General features: G+C 32.9%; 17 protein-coding genes and 1 riboswitch. Of the genes, 14 read left to right on the top strand and 3 right to left on the bottom strand.

What is annotated here, in order from left to right; translation table 11 throughout:
- Positions 1-566: 566 nt before the first annotated feature.
- The 6 genes from CLORY_RS15700 to CLORY_RS15725 all read left to right on the top strand — a co-directional run bounded on the left by CLORY_RS15700 (position 567) and on the right by CLORY_RS15725 (position 7,334).
- The gene (locus CLORY_RS15700; RefSeq protein WP_079426156.1) at positions 567-1,640 is read left to right on the top strand and encodes an iron-containing alcohol dehydrogenase family protein; all 1,074 of its coding nucleotides are present in this window, start codon (positions 567-569) and stop codon (positions 1,638-1,640) included.
- A 440-nt stretch (positions 1,641-2,080) separates the two neighbouring features.
- The gene (locus CLORY_RS15705; RefSeq protein ID WP_079426158.1) at positions 2,081-2,836 is read left to right on the top strand and encodes an AIM24 family protein; all 756 of its coding nucleotides are present in this window, start codon (positions 2,081-2,083) and stop codon (positions 2,834-2,836) included.
- A 231-nt stretch (positions 2,837-3,067) separates the two neighbouring features.
- Positions 3,068-3,646, top strand: coding sequence for a YdcF family protein (locus CLORY_RS15710; RefSeq protein WP_079426161.1), 579 nt, complete (start codon positions 3,068-3,070; stop codon positions 3,644-3,646).
- A gap of 144 nt (positions 3,647-3,790) precedes the next feature.
- The gene (locus CLORY_RS15715) at positions 3,791-5,461 is read left to right on the top strand and encodes an acetolactate synthase large subunit (RefSeq protein WP_079426165.1); all 1,671 of its coding nucleotides are present in this window, start codon (positions 3,791-3,793) and stop codon (positions 5,459-5,461) included.
- A 392-nt stretch (positions 5,462-5,853) separates the two neighbouring features.
- Positions 5,854-6,798: a LysR family transcriptional regulator gene (locus tag CLORY_RS15720; protein WP_079426169.1), complete on the top strand. Its 945-nt coding sequence runs from the start codon at positions 5,854-5,856 to the stop codon at positions 6,796-6,798.
- A 77-nt stretch (positions 6,799-6,875) separates the two neighbouring features.
- Entirely contained in the window at positions 6,876-7,334 is a 459-nt protein-coding gene (locus tag CLORY_RS15725) for a pyridoxamine 5'-phosphate oxidase family protein (RefSeq protein WP_079426172.1), read from the top strand.
- Positions 7,335-7,419: 85 nt separating this feature from the next.
- Here the strand turns inward: CLORY_RS15725 and CLORY_RS15730 are convergent, their stop codons facing one another.
- Both CLORY_RS15730 and CLORY_RS15735 read right to left on the bottom strand, forming a co-directional pair.
- Positions 7,420-8,661 (bottom strand): Nramp family divalent metal transporter, encoded by a 1,242-nt coding sequence (locus tag CLORY_RS15730; protein ID WP_079426175.1) that lies wholly within the window; start codon positions 8,659-8,661, stop codon positions 7,420-7,422.
- On the bottom strand, positions 8,658-9,914 hold the full coding sequence (locus tag CLORY_RS15735) for a magnesium transporter MgtE N-terminal domain-containing protein (RefSeq protein ID WP_079426178.1): 1,257 nt from the start codon (positions 9,912-9,914) through the stop codon (positions 8,658-8,660). The genes CLORY_RS15730 and CLORY_RS15735 overlap by 4 nt, the downstream gene beginning before the upstream one ends.
- Positions 9,915-10,139: 225 nt before the next feature.
- A riboswitch (M-box (ykoK) riboswitch) is annotated at positions 10,140-10,311 on the bottom strand.
- Between the two features lie 451 nt (positions 10,312-10,762).
- On the opposite strand from CLORY_RS15735, the gene CLORY_RS15740 reads away from it, so the two are divergent.
- The 7 genes from CLORY_RS15740 (at position 10,763) to CLORY_RS15770 (ending at position 16,143) form a co-directional block, all read left to right on the top strand.
- Positions 10,763-11,665: a GNAT family N-acetyltransferase gene (locus tag CLORY_RS15740; RefSeq protein WP_079426181.1), complete on the top strand. Its 903-nt coding sequence runs from the start codon at positions 10,763-10,765 to the stop codon at positions 11,663-11,665.
- A gap of 20 nt (positions 11,666-11,685) precedes the next feature.
- Complete coding sequence (locus CLORY_RS15745; RefSeq protein ID WP_079426184.1) at positions 11,686-12,588, top strand: 3'-5' exoribonuclease YhaM family protein; 903 nt, start codon at positions 11,686-11,688, stop codon at positions 12,586-12,588.
- Between the two features lie 12 nt (positions 12,589-12,600).
- On the top strand, positions 12,601-12,891 hold the full coding sequence (locus tag CLORY_RS15750; RefSeq protein ID WP_079426186.1) for a DUF503 domain-containing protein: 291 nt from the start codon (positions 12,601-12,603) through the stop codon (positions 12,889-12,891).
- Between the two features lie 81 nt (positions 12,892-12,972).
- The gene (locus CLORY_RS15755; protein WP_079426189.1) at positions 12,973-13,467 is read left to right on the top strand and encodes a MarR family transcriptional regulator; all 495 of its coding nucleotides are present in this window, start codon (positions 12,973-12,975) and stop codon (positions 13,465-13,467) included.
- 90 nt (positions 13,468-13,557) lie between these two features.
- On the top strand, positions 13,558-14,724 hold the full coding sequence (locus tag CLORY_RS15760) for an ArsA family ATPase (protein WP_079426192.1): 1,167 nt from the start codon (positions 13,558-13,560) through the stop codon (positions 14,722-14,724).
- A gap of 15 nt (positions 14,725-14,739) precedes the next feature.
- Positions 14,740-14,967: a hypothetical protein gene (locus CLORY_RS15765; RefSeq protein WP_079426195.1), complete on the top strand. Its 228-nt coding sequence runs from the start codon at positions 14,740-14,742 to the stop codon at positions 14,965-14,967.
- Between the two features lie 15 nt (positions 14,968-14,982).
- Positions 14,983-16,143 (top strand): ArsA family ATPase, encoded by a 1,161-nt coding sequence (locus tag CLORY_RS15770; protein WP_079426198.1) that lies wholly within the window; start codon positions 14,983-14,985, stop codon positions 16,141-16,143.
- Between the two features lie 32 nt (positions 16,144-16,175).
- On the opposite strand, the gene CLORY_RS15775 is transcribed toward CLORY_RS15770, so the two are convergent.
- Entirely contained in the window at positions 16,176-16,889 is a 714-nt protein-coding gene (locus CLORY_RS15775; protein ID WP_079426201.1) for a YoaK family protein, read from the bottom strand.
- Between the two features lie 405 nt (positions 16,890-17,294).
- Here CLORY_RS15775 and CLORY_RS15780 point away from each other — a divergent pair, with 405 nt between their 5' ends.
- Entirely contained in the window at positions 17,295-17,939 is a 645-nt protein-coding gene (locus tag CLORY_RS15780) for a ribose-phosphate diphosphokinase (protein WP_242954433.1), read from the top strand.
- The last annotated feature ends 4 nt before the right edge of the window (positions 17,940-17,943 follow it).

The raw sequence follows: 17,943 nt of genomic DNA on the forward strand, positions 1-17,943 counted from the left end.
GAAAAAGCCCCTGTCTAAGAATATGAAATAAAATACAAAGCTTGGGACTAGCCTAAATAGGCCAGTCTAGCTTAGTGTTGCCTAAAATAGAAAGAGTGCTATTATTTAATTTTCGTAGGAATTTATGATTTTTTCCAATTGTGGATAACTTTTAATCAAAATTAAGATACACCACTAAATAAGAGAAAAAGTGGTTATTAAATGAAAAAACGATACAACGTGTTTACGAAGAAGTTAACAAGAAACAGTAATATATTTTGAAATTAGAGAATTAAGATAAGAAGGCAACAGAAGCAGTATAATAAAAGCATCTTGTTAATATTAAGAGTTAGGGCATTAAAAATGGTTACATCCGACGGAGGCATTTGGAGTGAGTTTAGCAATTATCCGTGTCTTTTAGGCAAATTTACGTTAAGATGGCGAATTGTTTGAGGCGCAGCCGAGTTATGAGCCATTAGGAAATTTGACTAAAAGATGCGGTGAAATTGCTTAACGAGCGGAACTAGCCGACATAGGGTGCAACCATTTTTTATAGAAAATCAAATGAATAATCAGGGGGCAAAAGAATGAGTAATTATAGTGTATTCTTACCAAGTTATAGTATAGGAGACGATGTATACAAGGAGATTCCTAAGGTATGTGAACCTTATGGAAAGAAGGCAGTAGTAATTGGCGGCAAAACGGCGATGAGTAAAGCTAAAGATGCACTTTTACAGGGAGTCAAGGGTTCAAACATTGAAATAGTTGATTTTGTTTGGTTTGGTGGAGATTCTTCATATGAGAATGTAGAAATGCTAAAAAAGAATCCGGTAGTAGCAAATGCTGATATGATATTTGCTGTAGGTGGAGGAAGAAGTGTTGATACGAGTAAAACGATGTGCGATCAAACTGGACAACCAATATTCGTATTTCCGACGATAGCTTCAAATTGTGCTGCAATAACTGCTACTACAGTAATTTATGATGCTAACCATGTATTTAAAGAGTTATATTTTCCTAAAAAGCCTGCTACTCACTGTTTTATCAATACGAAGATAATTGCTGAAGCTCCAAGTGATTTCATTTGGGCTGGTATAGGTGATGCGCTTTCAAAAGAATATGAATGCACGTTTTCTTCAAGAGGTAATGAACTTGACCATACAAATCTTTTGGGCGTGGATATAAGCCGTAATTGTGTAGAGCCGCTTTTAAAGTATGGTCAAAAGGCTTATGAGGATGTTAAAAATAATACAGTATCGTATGAGTTAGAGCAGGTTATTCTTAATATAATTATCACTACAGGACTTGTTTCGGTTTTTGTAATTAATGATTATAATAGCTGTCTAGCACATTCAGTATACTATGGATGTACAATGCTTGAGAAGATAGAAAAGAACCATCTTCATGGCGAAGTGGTTTCTTACGGCGTCCTAGTTTTGCTTACCTGTGATAAGCAATTTGAAGAAAGAGACAGAGTTTATAGATTTAATAAAAGCCTAGGGTTGCCTACATGTTTAACTGATATTGAAGTAGAGGAAAAAGAGCTTGATAAGGTGTTAGATAAAGCGCTCATAACAGAGGATATTAAACATGTACCATATAAGATAACAAAAGAAATGATCTATAATGCGATAATGGAGCTTGAGAAGTTAAATTTATAAAATCTTATTCAGCAGAAAACTATAACTGATATAAAGAAGAAAGGTAATGCAATTTATTATTGTAAATGCATTACCTCTCTTAATATTAAAGCTTAAAAAAGTTTTAATAAATGTGTAAAGCATATAACAATCTATTGAGTTATATAAAGCTTCACGGCTGAATATAGCTATTTCACAGCACTTCGTATAAAGTCCTGTCTCTGATAATATATAAGCCTATCCCTAGAACCTACCAAATTATCATCGATTAACTCTATACTACTATATGCTATGTCAAAACTATTGTCTGCTTTACAATATTAATATGTCCAAATAAAAAATATAAATACATAATATTTAATAAAATTATAGACAACTAGTAATCTATTTGCTAAAATTGTTTAATTAATAATGTATACTGGTAATGTAAGCCAGTTATGTAATAGGAGGTATGTATAAAAATGGTAACATGTAAAAATCTTTACGAAAATAAAAATGTAGAAATCGTGGAGGCAAAAGGTGATGTGAAAATTCTTGAATATAAGAAAGATCTCAGTGTTGATGCATCGAATGCTGTTGCTTCATATTTCGCGTCACAGATGAATGTTAGAAAGAGACAAGTATTAATTGAGTTAAAAGGTAACTCATATACAATTAGTGCTGGAGCGATGCAGTGGACTTCAGGGAATGTTAGCATGGCTGCAGATGTAAAGGGAATAGGCGACTTTTTAGGCAAAGCTATATCTTCAAAAGTTACAAAGGAATCTGCAATTAAGCCTAAGTATCAAGGCAATGGACTATTAATGCTTGAACCAACCTACAAACACATTCTTATTGAAGAAGTTTCAGACTGGGGAGGAATAGTGCTGGATGATGGACTCTTTCTTGCATGTGATTCAAAGGTTCAGCAAAAGGTAGTTGCTAGAACAAATTTTTCTTCAGCAGCTTTAGGAAAAGAAGGACTATTTAATTTATGCCTAAGAGGTTCAGGACTTGCAGTATTAGAAAGCCCAGTTCCAAGAGATGAATTAATTGAATTCGTGCTTGAAAATGATGAAGTTAGAATTGATGGAAACTATGCAATAGCATGGTCTGATTCTTTAGATTTCAGAGTTGAGAAATCCAGCAAGAGTTTGATTGGATCTGCTGTTTCAGGCGAGGGGTTTGTAAATGTGTACCGTGGAACAGGAAGAATACTTATGGCACCCGTAGAGTAGAAAGAAAACTCAATATTAATATTGAAATTAAGGGAAGCAATGACTTCCCTTAATTTTTTGAAAAACATCTGTAGCATCTACTGTCGATATAGTTGGAATTTAAATTTTGTTAGCCATGTATTAGCATAATGTTGGACTGCATAAGCCTTTGAAAAAGCATCAATATTGTAATACAAAACGTATATAATTTTGTATAGCAGGATAAACAAATATGACATATAGGAGGCAATTATGAAAATAAAAAAGAAAATAAAAGTATTGAGTATAATTTTTCTTATAGGGTTCTTTACGATATTGATATTTGAAGCATACATATGGCTCATTCCAGTAAACAATACAAAGAAGGCAGATGCGGCAATAGTTTTAGGATGCAGTATTCATGGCCGTATTCCAACGCCATTTTTAAAAGCAAGAACATTGAAGGCGGCAGAGATTTATAAAGATGGAAGGGTAAAATATATCATTGTTTCAGGTGGTAAGGGACCAGGAGAGGATATTTCAGAAGCAGAATGCATGAAGAAAATTCTAGTCGATAATGGAGTGGAGCAAAATAAGATTTTATTGGAGAATAGGTCATCCAATACCAGTGAAAATATTGCATTTTCTAATAAACTAATGAACAAGTATAATTTTAAAAATGCAATTGTAGTATCTAATTTGTTTCACTTAAGAAGGGCTGAAATACTTTGCAGGAAAAATAAGTTGAGTGCAACTTATTCAGGAGTTTTCGTGAAGAAATATTGGCAGCGTGAAATCTACGGAGGTTTAAGAGAGGTACCAGCTATAATAAAAGATGTGGTATTAAATTAAAAAAATTTACTGGTAAAGATGTAATCTTTTTTTAGTTACAACCTTTTGATTGTAACTTTTTATTTAAAAAAGTGTTAGATAAATGTAATCCAAAGCAGTATTATATTTAGGGCATTATAAAACATGATGATTAGAGGGATTACTATGGAGAATGGAACTGCAGAAGAAAAGCAATTAAATACAGCACAGATGCTTATTAAGTGTCTGGAAGCTGAAGGAGTAAAATATATATTTGGAATTCCAGGAGAAGAAAATCTCGAAGTAATGAGTGCTATATCTAATTCAAACATCAAGTTTGTCACCACACGTCATGAACAGGGTGCTGCATTTATGGCCGATGTTTACGGAAGACTGACAGGAAATGCTGGGGTTTGTTTGTCAACATTAGGACCTGGAGCTACAAATCTTGTGACAGGTGTAGCCGATGCAGACAGTGATGGTTCGCCGGTTGTGGCTATTACTGGACAAGTAGGTACAGAAAGAATGCATATAACATCTCATCAATTTTTAGACCTATGTAAAATGTTTGAACCTATAACTAAAAGAAGCAAACAAGTGGTACGTCCCGATACTGTAAGTGAAATTGTTAGAATAGCTTTTAAATATGCTGAAAGTGAAAAACCAGGAGCATGTCATATAGATTTACCTGTTAATATTTCAAAAATGCCTGTTAGTGTTGGAGAAAAACCTTTACAGAAAAAGGTACCTCCAAAGGAACATGCTGATTTATCTAGTATTGAAGATGCCGCCAGCGAAGTATTTAAAGCTAAAAACCCTGTTATTCTGGCAGGGATCGGTGCCATAAGAGCCAAGGCCTCTAAAGCTGTAACAGAGTTTGCAACTCAGCTTAAGATACCAGTAATAAATACGATGATGTCAAAAGGCATTATACCTTTTGATAACAAATATTCAATGTGGACAATCGGTATTCCTCAGAAGGATTACGTAAATAAAATTATAGAAGCTGCAGATTTAGTTATTACAGTTGGCTATGACATAGTCGAATACGCGCCTGCGAAGTGGAATATTAACAGAGATGTTCAGATTGTGCATATAGATGCTAGACCGGCGCATATAAATAAATTATACCAGCCTGTGGTTGAGGTTGTAGGAGACATTTCAGATTCACTATATAATATAATGAGAAGAACTACTAGAAAAGTGGAACCCATAAAAGCATTGGAGCTTAAAGCTAAAATGATCGATGAGCATGAAAGTTATGCAAATGACAATGCCTTTCCAATGAAGCCGCAAAGAATACTCCAGGATGTAAGAAAGGTTATGGGACCTCATGATATTGTGATATCAGATGTGGGTGCTCATAAAATGTGGATTGCAAGGCATTACAACTGTTATGAGCCAAATACATGTATTATATCTAACGGATTTGCTACCATGGGCATAGGTGTTCCAGGTGCGATAGCTGCAAAACTTATTAATCCTGAGAAGAAAGTATTGGCTATTGTTGGTGATGGCGGATTTATGATGAACAATCAAGAATTGGAAACTGCACTGCGTATCGGCACACCTATAGTAGTGCTTATATTTAACGATAGCCACTATGGATTAATAAAATGGAAGCAGGAGGATCAATACGGGAAAAGCTGTTTTGTAGATTTTACTGATCCTGATTTTGTTATGATGGCTGAAAGCTTTTATGGAAAAGGATATCGTATTGAAAAAGCTGAAGATTTAATTCCAACACTTGAAGAAGCCTTTAAGCAAAAAGTGCCTGTAGTCATAGACTGCAAAGTAGACTATAATGAGAATATGAAGCTTACAAGGCATTTAAAAGAAGTATATCAAAGTTTATAAGTTAAGAAAATTACGAACCAAATGCTCTAGACGGAATAGTCTAGGGAAAGTGCATTAAATAGGTATGAGAGTTAAGAGTAAAGAGAAAAGAGAAAAGTGAAGGTTAAAATTCAGCCATGTTGAATTTTGATTGTATAGAGACTCTTAATTATTTAGATAATCTTTTTGTAATACTAGGTATAGTCTTATTTTTTAAAAAGTTATCGCAGATAATCAGATTTAAATTCTCAGAAATTCTGCCCAGCAGAATTTCTTCCTTCACTTTTCTCTCTACTCTTTACTCTTTTCTCTTACCTATTTAAAGCATACACTAACTACTTAATATTATCTTGATTTAATTCACTTTCTTGGTTCGCAAATTATATATATTATTAGTAAAGTAGTGTTGAGTTATGATTAATTTTCTAAATCTAAGGTATTTTTTAGTTGTAGCAGAAGAATTAAATTTTACAAAGGCAGCAAAAAGACTATTTATTTCTCAACAGTCTTTGAGCTGTCATATTGCAAAGCTTGAAAAAGATCTGGATGTTCAGCTGTTCAATAGAACTGTTCCGCTAACGCTCACTCCTTCAGGAAAAAGTTTAGCAAAGAATGTGCATAAGATATTAGATCTTAAGGAACAGTCTATTAAAGAACTAAATGATATAAAAGATTTTAAACGAGGAGATTTGTATATTGGAGTGTCTCACACAAGAGGACGAGCATTTTTGCCTGAAATCCTTCCTGATTATAAAGAAAAGTTTCCTAATATTTCTCTTCATTTGCTGGAGGGAAACTCTAAAGAGCTAGATATTGCTTTATATAATGGAGATGTTGATTTAATTGTTGGTATGCTGCCGTTTAATGTTGATGGGGTAGAAACAGTTCCGCTATGTAATGAGGAAGTACTTATGATCGTACCTGACAATATATTGATTAAATATTTCTCAAACAATTATAAGGAAATAAAAGCAAATCTTGAGAAAAATGTTGATATTACTTTACTAAAAGAATGTCCTTTTCTGATGGTTAATGCAAGAAACAGAGTAAGAATAATCGCAGATGAGATGTTCAATGAGAAGAATATAAAGCCTAATATAATTCTTGAAACGGAGAATATTGAAACGGTACTAGCTCTTTCCGTTAAAGGTATGGGGATAACCTTTTATCCAAGGACGTTAATGAACAATAAAAATCTTATATTCGATAAAAGTACACTAGTTGGGACCAACATTTACCATCTTGAATATAATGAGACTCATGGAACGTTAGCCATTGGCTATCAGAAGAACAGGTATATTTCACAGGCCGTGAAAGAATTTATTAAATTGGCAAAAGTTAAATATCAGAATCTATGATTTAAGGAGCAGGTAATTTTACTGCTCCTTAAAATTTTGTGTATAATAATAGTAAATAGAAATTTTGAGGTGACCTTATGAGAAGAAAAGAAAGAGAAATAACTGATGAAAATATTATAAAATCGATTATGCAGGAAGCATCGGTTTGCAGAATCGCTTTATGCAAAGACAATAAACCTTATATAGTTCCGATGAGTTTTGGATTTAGAGATAATTATATATATCTGCATTCTGCTCAGGAAGGCAAAAAAATAGATATTTTAAAGGACAATAATGATATATGCTTTGAAGTAGACATAAAAGACCAGTTGGTTAAGGGAGAAAAACCCTGTAATTGGACTATGAAATATTATAGTGTCATTGGATTCGGAAAGAGCTCCTTTGTAGAAGACATTAATGAGAAGATTGATGCGATGAATATTATTATGGAAAAATATTCGGGAAGATCAGATTTTGAGTTTCCACAGGCTGCACTAAATAAAATAGCTATTATAAAAATAGAATTAGATCAAATTACAGGTAAAAAGTCACAATAGTAATTTGTTTTATGTAAATTAATAAATGAAATGTACCTAAGCTCTAATTATATAGAATTTAGGTACATTTGTTTTATTAAGGAAACTATGAAAACAGCGGTGATATGAATAAGATTACAGATAGAATAATTATAAATATAACAGTAGACCAGCTTATTAAATTCTGAATTTTACTATTCACATATTTACCCATGATATTTTTATCATTTATCAGAACAATCATAAATGTTAAAATTATTGGTGATAGTATTCCTGCTATTTGCTGCGAAACAAGAATAATCTTTATTAGTGACACTCCAGGAATAAGGATAAATAGCGCTCCCAATATTAAGATACCTGTATAAATTCCGAAGAAAGCAGGAGCTTCTTTAAAACTATTGTTAACGCCGCTTTCCCAGCCAAAGGCTTCACATATAGCATAAGATGTCGAAAGTGGAATAACAGCTGTTGCAAGAGCTGAAGCACCTAAAAGACCCGCCCCAAATAGTATAAATGCAGATTCGCCGGCTAATGGTTTCAGCGCCATGGCAGCTTGTTGTGCACTTGTTATCGTTACACCAGCTTTGTAAAGTGTAGCTGCAGTACATAAAATAATAAAAAACGATACTGCATTTCCCCAAAATGCACCTAAATAAACATCTAATTTCTCATATTTATAATCAGATAAACTTAACTTCTTATCGGCTATGGAAGATTGAAGATAAAACTGCATATATGGAGTGATTGTTGTGCCAATCATTCCGATGAAAGTTAGCAGAAAACCTGTATTTAACTCAATTGTTGGAGTTAGAGTCGTTTTTAGTACGCTTCCCCAATCTGGTTTAATTAAAAACGCAGATATAATATAAGTAAAAAATACAAATGTAAATAGTAAAAATATATTTTCAACTTTTTTATAGGAGCCTTTTGTAACAAGAAACCAGATCAAAATAGCTGCAGCTGGTACAGATACATATTTACTCACATTAAAAAGCTTTAAACTTTCTGCTATACCAGCAAAATCGCCCAAAACCACGCCCATATTTGCAATCAAGAGGATAGCCATTGCTAGAAAAGTGAGTTTTACTCCGAATTTTTCTCTGATAAGATCCGATAGTCCTTTACCAGTCACAATAGCCATTCTAGCATTCATTTCCTGTATCACTGCAAGGCTGAAGGTAATAAGAAGAAGTCCCCACAGCATCTTATAGCCATAGGATGCTCCAACGGATGCATAAGTGGTAATCCCTCCTGCATCATTGCCCGCGTTAACAGTAATTAGTCCAGGACCTATGATCGTCATAATAAAAAATAATCTTTTAAATCTATTTGATAATGCCATTCTCATAGTGCAATCCTCCTCAATTTCATGAGCTCATGAATGCTGTCATTTAAGGTGATAACACCTACTAAGCAATTATTTTCATCAAGCACTGGAAGAGAAATGAGATTATATTTTTGCATTAATTCAATAGCATCTTCAATAAAATCTATATCCTTTAACCTCTTAGGCTGAGCTGTCATGATATTGTATATTTTTGTGCTTCTGTCTGACGTAACTATGGAAAATAAAGATACGATACCAAGCAAATTATCTCTATCATTTGTTATATATAGATTATAGCTTTCTTCTTCATCAGTATGGTTTTTCTGAAACCAATTAAGAATATCTTCAACTGTTACATCAGGCAGAAATGTCAAAAAATCTTTAGACATAAGGCTGCCTACAGTTTCTTTTTCATATTCCATAAGTTCCCTTATCTCTTCCTGACTATCCTCATCCATCTTAGTCAGCAACTTTTCTGCTCTGTCTTCATCGATTTCCTCAAGAATGTCTGCAATTTCATCTGAAGGCAGGATTTCTAGAATATCAGAGGCTTTTTCATCTGACATTGTTTTAAGCAAATTTACCTTCACATCAGTTTCAATTTCTTCAAAAACTTCCGCAGCTTTTTGGTTGTTCAAACTATTAAATAGCACGTTAGCATTTTTATTATGAAGTTCTTCAATTATATCCGCGATATCAGCGGCATGAAGAGTTTCAATTCTATTTGCAGGACAAAGAAGCTTCAATTTTTCAGTCCCCGTTGATAAGGGCTGAACATTGTCCCAAATGATTAATTTGTTTCTTAATTGATAATTAATTAGTCCAGATAACTTAATAAAAGTATATTCTACACCAAGTCGTCTTAGCAAACCTCTTGTACCAATATCAACTGCAAGCAACAGCCAATTATTATTTATATAGCCAAGCCTAACATCGTTGACACGTTCAACTTTTCTGCCATTAATATCTACAATTTGTTTATCTAAAAAATCTCTTACAAGAAAAATATCATTTTCGTCTGGTAATTTAATTAATAAAGTCTCACTTTTAATTTCAATATTATATCTTTCTTTTTCATTTTTTGTTATGTTAAGTGCTTCGGCAGCAGCATAAAATTTTCTTCTTCCATCTCTGATTTGCATATACATTACTGTAGGCTTTTCTTGATTAAAGTCAAGAATCAAATCACTTAATCTTCCAATGGTTTGGCCGGAAATATTGTGAACTTCATTATTTAAGATTTTGCTGAAAAAGAAATTTGTTAATCTTGTCATTTCCTTCACCCTTTCTATAAAGGGCATCAAAAGAGCAGGCAATCGATGCCCTTATAATTATTTTTAGTTTTTTCTAAATAAAAATGTATGTGATAACTTTCCGCCGCGCTATAATCATCCATTGACTGCACCTCCTTAAAAAATAAAACCCTCCACTACCAAGTGAAGGGTTAATAAATCACACTGCAATAACATCAATATATGTTCAAAAAAATATATTGATACAGCAATCCTTCACTAGTTTAGTTTTAGCACTATATAGCATAGAAAACTCATTGTTTTCAGCTGCATTAAGTAGAACCTTAATCCGATAATACCTGTTGACCCATTGGCATCTCTCGACGTTTCCGGGCAGCAGCGTGTATCCATATAGGAGCCTCACCTAACAAGGACTTTATTAATATTTTGCAGATTTATATTACCTCTATCTGCCAGGATTGTCAATAGTAATTGAAAAATATTTTCATTTGTCTACAATAAAATGATTCAGCGGAAATAATTGACAAGGTATTATATATCCAATATAATCTATTTGTGAAAAGAATTATTGTAAAATACAATATGTTCTTATGAAAGGATGATGGTATTATGGCAAATTTAATGGTGATTGCTGCATAAACTAAATATGGGTGAAAATGTAACTGTTAGGGTTAAAATGCCCTTTGTTAAAGTCGCATTTTTGCAGTATTCTAGCCTTTCATAATTTTACTGTGTACGAGTAACATTACAGGTGTTCCTGTTAATATGCCCGCAGATAGTATCCAAATTTTTGAGGTTACTGTTTGCGGAATTTTTTCGCCCATTTTTAGAGATTAATATTTTAATATATTAAAAGGAGACTATAGAAGATGAGTGAAAAAGAATTAAATCAAACTATTAAAGTAAAAAGGTATATATCAGAAAAGGATTATAAACAAGTAACCGCCCTTAGTGAAACTGTAAAATCAACGGACAATGTGAATCTAAAGCTGGAGCTAGACTACAAATTGAACAAACACAAAAATTCAGATGTAGAAATAGATGATATGAATGAATTCTTCTATTATGTTGGTGATGAATTAGCGGCATATATGGGAATTTCAAGTTTTGGGGATAAGACTAAAGGCGAAATAAATGGAATGGTACATCCGGATTTCAGAAGGAGAGGCATATTTAAAAAGCTTTTTCAAATAACAATGAATGAATGCAAAAATAAAAGTTTTAAAAAGATATTATTATTATCAGATGGTGAGTCTAATTCTGGAATTGAGTTTATAAAAGCGGTGGGAGGAGAATATGATTTTTCCGAGTACAGAATGAAGCTTAACCAAAAGGTTAAACTAGAAAGTATAGATACTGTACATTTAAGAAAAGCAGAAAAAACGGATAGGGAAGAAATAGCAAAGCAGAATTCGGTATATTTTGGCGATGAAACAGTTGAAGAAGAAACAACTGTGGAATTTGAACCTGCATATATGGTTGAATTTGCTGGACAGATTATTGGTAAAATTCATATAGACTTTGATGAGGATTCAGCGTTTATATTCGGGTTTGGAATACTTCCTGAGTTTAGAAGAAAAGGCTATGGAAAAGCCGCATTGATGGCGGCTTTGAAATTAATTGAAAAGCAAAATAAACATGATGTGCAGCTGGATGTTGAGTGTAAAAACAGCAATGCTTTAAATTTATATACAGCCTGTGGTTTTGAAAAAAAGTCTGTAATGAACTATTATAAATATGATGTATTTAGGGATAATACATTTAGAAAATAGATTTAATTTGGAGGATTAAAATGGAAAATAAGAAGTTGTTTTTGAGTGATGTAAATAGTGGAGAAGAAGTAGTTATATCCTTAATGGTTATGAAAAAGATGGTAAGGGATCCTGATAAGATCATATACATATTGGCAGATAAAAGTGGAGAGATAAAGGCTAATATACCTGGCAAGGATGATAATATTATTGAGGGAAGAGTTTTGCAGATTGAAGGCGTAAAAGATGTAAATCTCAGTGTGAAAAAATATGAATTCGTATCAGAATATCATATTACAGATTACCTTCCAACAGTTAAAAGACCTATCGAAGATATTATGAAGGAAATTCAGTATTATACTGATAAATATGTAGTGTCTGAAGAAGGTAAGGCATTAGATGATTACTTTTTTAAGAATAAGGAGTTTGTAGACAGATTTAAAAGAGGTATAGGCGGAATTTCCATGCACCACAATTATATAGGAGGACTAGCGGAGCATACTTTAAATGTAATGTATCTTACAGTAATGCTATGTGAAAGATACAACGCCAGAAGACCTGAAATAGCAGTGCTATCGGCTAAGCTTCATGATATAGGAAAGATTTATGAGATGTACTATGATGGACCGTTTAAATATACTACTAGAGGAGAGATGGAGGGGCATATAGTTATAGGAACTGAAATGATAGACGAAGCAATAAGGCAAAAGCCTGATTTTTATTCAGAGGATTTTATTCTCAGAGTAAAAGGCTGCATAGTTCAGCATCATGGAAAATTAGAGTTTGGGTCTCCAAGGCAGGCTAATACGGAAGATGCTTTTATTGTGAATTATGCTGACACAATTGATGCGATGATGAACAAGATAGACAGATTAAAAGATAAGACAGAGCCAGGAAATTGGTCTGAATTTGATAGAAGAGTGGAAACTAAATTATTTTTATAAAAGGTGAGAGGTATGAGAATCTTAACTGCAAAAATAACGCTTAGGGCGTCCTGGGTACATTCGCTGAAAGAAAAGAGAATGGTGGTAAAAAGCATTGTTCAGAAGTTAAAAAACAAATTTAATATTTCGGTAGCAGAAATAGAAGAGCAGGATATTCATCAGACCATAGTGATTGGAATCGCTGGAGTATGTAGCAGTGCTGCTCAGGCAGATTCCACTATGGAGAATATCCTGGATTTTGTAGAAGAAAATACAGATGCTGAAATAGTAAATATTGAGAAAGAAGACATTGGAAATATATAAAAATATACTTGACAAAAAAATACTTCTAGAATAGAATTAAAATATACTTCGGTAAAAGAACTATTTTAAGGAGACTCTTCTATGATACCTAATGGACAATTTGATTTTGAAACTATAATTTTTTCATATATTGACCAATTGAAATTTTTATTTCTGCCGAATAAGTGGAATGAAACATTTTTCGATTACTCTAAAAATGAGCTGCTATCACTATTATTTATTTACAGAAATAAAAATGTGAATATGAGTGATATAGCACAGTATATTAGTGCTCCGCTAAATACTGTTACTGGTGTTATTACAAGGCTTGAGAAAAAACATATGGTGGAAAGAAGAAGAGGAAATGAGGATAGGAGAGTAGTTTATATAGTTCTAACTAACGAGGGTGAACAGATTATCAATCAGGCAAAGAAGAGTATAGAGTATTATGTTAAAGAAGTATATGCTGCACTGACAGAAGAAGAGCTAGGTACAGCTATGAACATTGTAAATAAAGTGATTACTGTATTGAAATCCAGCAGTAACAGCGAAAATCAAAATGAGATTAAACGAGTCAGAAGAATAAATATAGAATAGCTTAGTATAGATTTTCTAACTAAGTTATTTTTTAAAAGAAATACTTCGATACAAGAACTATTCGTAACAAGAAATAAGGGGAGGATTAATATGAGCAGGATTATTATTTTTACAGGCAAAGGCGGGGTAGGTAAAACTAGTACTGCAGCAGCTCATGCTGTGAAAGCAGCTGAGAAGGGAATGAAAACTTTAATAGTAAGTACAGATATGGCGCATAACCTAAGTGATATATTTATGAAGGATATAAAAGAGGAACCAGTGGAAGTAATAGATAATCTCGATGCACTTGAGATAGATTCTAATTATGAAATGAACAGATATTATGGTAGCATTTCAAAAGCTATTAAGAGCATGATGCCAATAAAGAATGAGCAGGATCAGGAAACTATGGAGGATATAGTTGTATTTCCAGGAGTAGAGGAGCTATTTTCTCTTCTTAAGATACAGGAGCTATATGATAAAAGTATTTATGATTTAATTATAGTAGATTGTGCTCCTACAGGGGAAACACTATCTTTGCTTAAGTTCCCAGAGTTATTTTCCTGGTACATGGAAAAACTTTTTCCAATAGGAAAAGTAGCTATGAAGGTGCTTAGACCCGTTTCAAAAGCAGCTTTTAAAATAGAACTTCCCGATGCTGAAGCAATGAACGATATCGAAAAATTATATGTAAAATTGGAACAACTTCAGAAACTGCTAAAAGACAGGAGGGTCTGCAGTATAAGATTAGTCGCTATACCTGAAAAAATGGTTGTTGAAGAGAGCAAAAGAAGCTATATGTATCTAAATCTATATAATTTTAATGTAGACGGTGTTTATATAAATCGAATAATATCTGATGATGTAGATAACAATTTCTTTGATCATTGGAAGGAGATTCAGAAGAAGTATATAGAAGAGCTAACTTCCGCTTTTACTCAGCTTCCAATTTATAAAATAAAATGGTACGAGACTGATATAAATGGAATTGATGGATTGGAGAGAATTATTAAGGATTCGCTTAGCAATGAAAAAATATTTAACGTTCTTAAAAATACAAACAGTGAGGTATTTGAAAAAACAGAGAAGGGCTACAAGCTTGAAGTTCATGTTCCTTTTACAAACAGGAAAGATTTTGATCTTTACGAGACTGGCACAGATATTGTAATCAAATTAGGAAATTTCAAGAGAAATATACCAATACCTAATGTAATGAGAAAATATTTAGTAACATCGGCTAAACTGAACGATGGAATATTAAATATCTATTTTGAATAGAAGGAAGGCTTTGTTATGAATAATAATTTTGTTAAAAATATGTTGATGGCAGAAAAATATAAATATAAAGCTATAAAAGAATTGCTTCCAGAATCTATGAAGAAAAGGGCGCAGCTTTGGGAGAAGAATGCTGTAAACCTCTTAAAGGATATAGCTGTGGAAATCGTGAGTGAAGAGACAGCTGAACAAGGAACCACAGCTAAAAAAGAAGTTAAAAAAGTAAAAGTGGATTTTTCCGAATAGAAAGGGGATAGAGTCATGAGAATAATATTATATACAGGCAAAGGCGGAGTGGGAAAAACCAGTGTGGCTGCTGCTACAGCATGTAAAATAGCGAAGCAGGGCAAAAAGGTGTTAGTGATGAGCACAGATCAAGCTCACAGCTTAGGTGATTCCTTTGATATCAAGCTTTCAAATGATCCTGCTAAAATTACGGATAATCTTTATGCTATGGAAGTAGATTCTGTTTTAGAAAACGAAAGTGCGTGGGGAAATATAAGAAATTATATTGAGAAACTTATGGTGTTTAAGACAGAAAAAACGATAGAAACAGAAGAATTGTTAGTTTTTCCTGGATTTGAAGAGCTGCTTTCGTTGCTTAAGATAAAAGATATATATGACAGTAAAGAGTATGACGTGTTGATAGTTGACTGCGCTCCTACAGGAGAAACAATGTCACTGCTTAAATTTTCAGATTTATTTAAATGGTGGATGGAAAAGCTCTTTCCAATCAAACGAAAGGGAGCTAAAATTGCTGGACCTATAATTCAAACAACAATGAAGATACCTATGCCTAAAGACGATGTGTTTGATGATATGGAAAAATTGTATTCAAAAATAGATGAGCTTCACAAGCTTTTACTAAATAAGGAAGTGGTGAGTATTAGAATAGTAACTACAACAGAAAAAATAGTCATTAAAGAAGCAAAGAGAAGCTTTTCATACCTCCATCTATTTGATTATAATGTAGACTCAATAATAATTAACAGGATTTTACCTGAAAAATCACTTAATGGGTATTTCGAAAAATGGTCGGTATTCCAAAAGAAAGCTATAGAAGATATATGTAATAGCTTTTATGGTATTCCGGTTTTTAAACTTGAACTGCTAAATGATGAGCTGAGGAAATATGAAATGTTGAGTGATACGGGAGACAAGCTTTATGGTGATATAAATATTGAGAAGGTTTTATTTCAGGAAAAGATATTTTCGATTGAGAAAAATTCTGAAGGCTATGATTTAAAAATAAATATGCCTTTCGTAGATAAAAAAGATTTAAATCTTTCTCAAAAGGGAGATGAAATAGCAATATCTATTAAAAATGAAAGAAGAAGTTTGGCATTGCCTTCAAAACTTCAATCAAAAGAGATAACGGGTGCCAAATATGAGGATGGTAAACTTAGTATTTACTTTGCATAATGCAGCAATAGCAGATCTTATTCATAGACCTGCTATTGTTGTCCCTTGTTTAATTCCAATAGTATAAGAGATAATAACAGTAGTACATCGGCTCCCCAGACAGCTTGGTCACCAATCGAAAATGTTAGTAAGCCACCAAGAAAGGCACCGGATATAAAAGAAAATATAATTAAGAAATAGCTTACAGCTTTTATAGCTGCTTCATGATCTTTTTTTGTAAATGCTGTATATGCAGCCTGCGAAGCTGAACGTAAATTTCCTGTACACATAGTTGTAGCATAGGGATATTCAGATAGCTTTTTAAAAGCACAATATTGAAGCGAAGTAGCAAAGGAAATAGAAATATTAACGATGCTATCAGGAATACTGTTCGGAAGAAATCCTATAATAAACAGAATAATAAATTCAAAAACTAGCACCATATGTTCCCACTTCGATATTAGAACTGCTGAATGCTTTTTCTTTATGATTTCAGAAGTGATTACTCCAGCTATAAACGCGAATATAGGCAATAAGTGCAGTACTGCTCGTGACCAGTTCATCTCAAAAGCATATACTCCTACTAATACTATATTTCCTGTTTGAGCGTTAGAGAAAACTCCACCTTTGCCTATGAAGGTATAGGCATCCAAAAGTCCTCCAACTATAGCTAAAAGAATTCCAAGCATAATTGATTCAGAAGTAAAACTTGCTAAAAAAGCATTAAATTTATTTTTAGGTAAGTTATTTACGTCATTAGTAGTCAAATTTATGTCTCCCTTCAGTAAATAAAGATTAACTAAATCATATTTGTTTAGGCCATAATTATTTAAATAAATTTTGGCTGATTTATTAGAAATTGATAGTATGTATAAAACCCTTAATATTATAAACCTATAAATGAACAACTTCAACCGAGTTATTTACTCCAACAAGTTAATAGGAGTCGAGGAAAACGAATTCAAGCTTCTTTTTCTGCTTCAATCATTTTGCTGATTTTTAATGCCATAGATATCTATTATATTTACTTTCATGATATTTTACATGCATAAGTATGGTAGAATAGAATTAAAATAACATATATTGGTTTTTTTAAATAACGTTTTAAAGGAGGAAGTCTATGCCAACAGACAATGAAATCAAAATATTTGCAGGAAGTATGGGTGGGGCATTTGCAAAGAGAATGTATAGAGCTTGCAGGTGCAGACAGAGTTGTAACAATGGATTTGCATAGTCCTCAGATACAAGGATTCTTTAAGAAACCTGTAGACCATCTCTTTGCATTGCCCATACTGTGCGACTATATAAAAGATTTAAAACTTGATAACTATATAGTTGTTTCACCAGATGCAGGCTTTGCTAAAGAAGCTAGAAAATTTGCTCATAACCTAGGTACCAGCGTAGCTATTGGTGATAAGACGAGAAAAGCTCATGATGAGAAGGCTGAGGTGCTTGATATAATTGGAGATGTTGAGGGTAAGAATGCATTGATAGTAGACGATTTTACGATTTCAGGTGGAACACTGGTAAATCTGGCAGAAGCACTAAAAGCAAGGGGAGCAAAGAAAATCATAGCATGTTTATCACACTTATTATTAACTAAAGAAGGACTTAAAAGACTTGAAAATAGTCCTATAGACCTATTGATAAGTACAGATTCTGTAGAAAACCAAAACATTGTTAGTTCGAATAAAATTAGGATTATTTCTGTTGCACCCTTGTTTGCGGAAAGTATAAAAAGGATACATAACAGGGAATCTTTAAGTCCCCTGTTTGAAAAGGTTCCTAAAGAAGTATTCAAGAAATCTATTATATAACAGC

Source organism: Clostridium oryzae (assembly GCF_002029235.1).
Classification (GTDB): Bacteria; Bacillota; Clostridia; order Clostridiales; family Clostridiaceae; genus Clostridium_AE; species Clostridium_AE oryzae.

What these genes read in the sequence shown, in the direction of transcription:
- CLORY_RS15700 (WP_079426156.1), top strand. Translation starts at nt 567, where the DNA reads ATGAGTAATTATAGTGTATTCTTACCAAGTTATAGTATAGGAGACGAT.
- CLORY_RS15705 (WP_079426158.1), top strand. Translation starts at nt 2,081, where the DNA reads ATGGTAACATGTAAAAATCTTTACGAAAATAAAAATGTAGAAATCGTG.
- CLORY_RS15710 (WP_079426161.1), top strand. Translation starts at nt 3,068, where the DNA reads ATGAAAATAAAAAAGAAAATAAAAGTATTGAGTATAATTTTTCTTATA.
- CLORY_RS15715 (WP_079426165.1), top strand. Translation starts at nt 3,791, where the DNA reads ATGGAGAATGGAACTGCAGAAGAAAAGCAATTAAATACAGCACAGATG.
- CLORY_RS15720 (WP_079426169.1), top strand. Translation starts at nt 5,854, where the DNA reads ATGATTAATTTTCTAAATCTAAGGTATTTTTTAGTTGTAGCAGAAGAA.
- CLORY_RS15725 (WP_079426172.1), top strand. Translation starts at nt 6,876, where the DNA reads ATGAGAAGAAAAGAAAGAGAAATAACTGATGAAAATATTATAAAATCG.
- CLORY_RS15730 (WP_079426175.1), bottom strand. Translation starts at nt 8,661, where the DNA reads ATGAGAATGGCATTATCAAATAGATTTAAAAGATTATTTTTTATTATG.
- CLORY_RS15735 (WP_079426178.1), bottom strand. Translation starts at nt 9,914, where the DNA reads ATGACAAGATTAACAAATTTCTTTTTCAGCAAAATCTTAAATAATGAA.
- CLORY_RS15740 (WP_079426181.1), top strand. Translation starts at nt 10,763, where the DNA reads ATGAGTGAAAAAGAATTAAATCAAACTATTAAAGTAAAAAGGTATATA.
- CLORY_RS15745 (WP_079426184.1), top strand. Translation starts at nt 11,686, where the DNA reads ATGGAAAATAAGAAGTTGTTTTTGAGTGATGTAAATAGTGGAGAAGAA.
- CLORY_RS15750 (WP_079426186.1), top strand. Translation starts at nt 12,601, where the DNA reads ATGAGAATCTTAACTGCAAAAATAACGCTTAGGGCGTCCTGGGTACAT.
- CLORY_RS15755 (WP_079426189.1), top strand. Translation starts at nt 12,973, where the DNA reads ATGATACCTAATGGACAATTTGATTTTGAAACTATAATTTTTTCATAT.
- CLORY_RS15760 (WP_079426192.1), top strand. Translation starts at nt 13,558, where the DNA reads ATGAGCAGGATTATTATTTTTACAGGCAAAGGCGGGGTAGGTAAAACT.
- CLORY_RS15765 (WP_079426195.1), top strand. Translation starts at nt 14,740, where the DNA reads ATGAATAATAATTTTGTTAAAAATATGTTGATGGCAGAAAAATATAAA.
- CLORY_RS15770 (WP_079426198.1), top strand. Translation starts at nt 14,983, where the DNA reads ATGAGAATAATATTATATACAGGCAAAGGCGGAGTGGGAAAAACCAGT.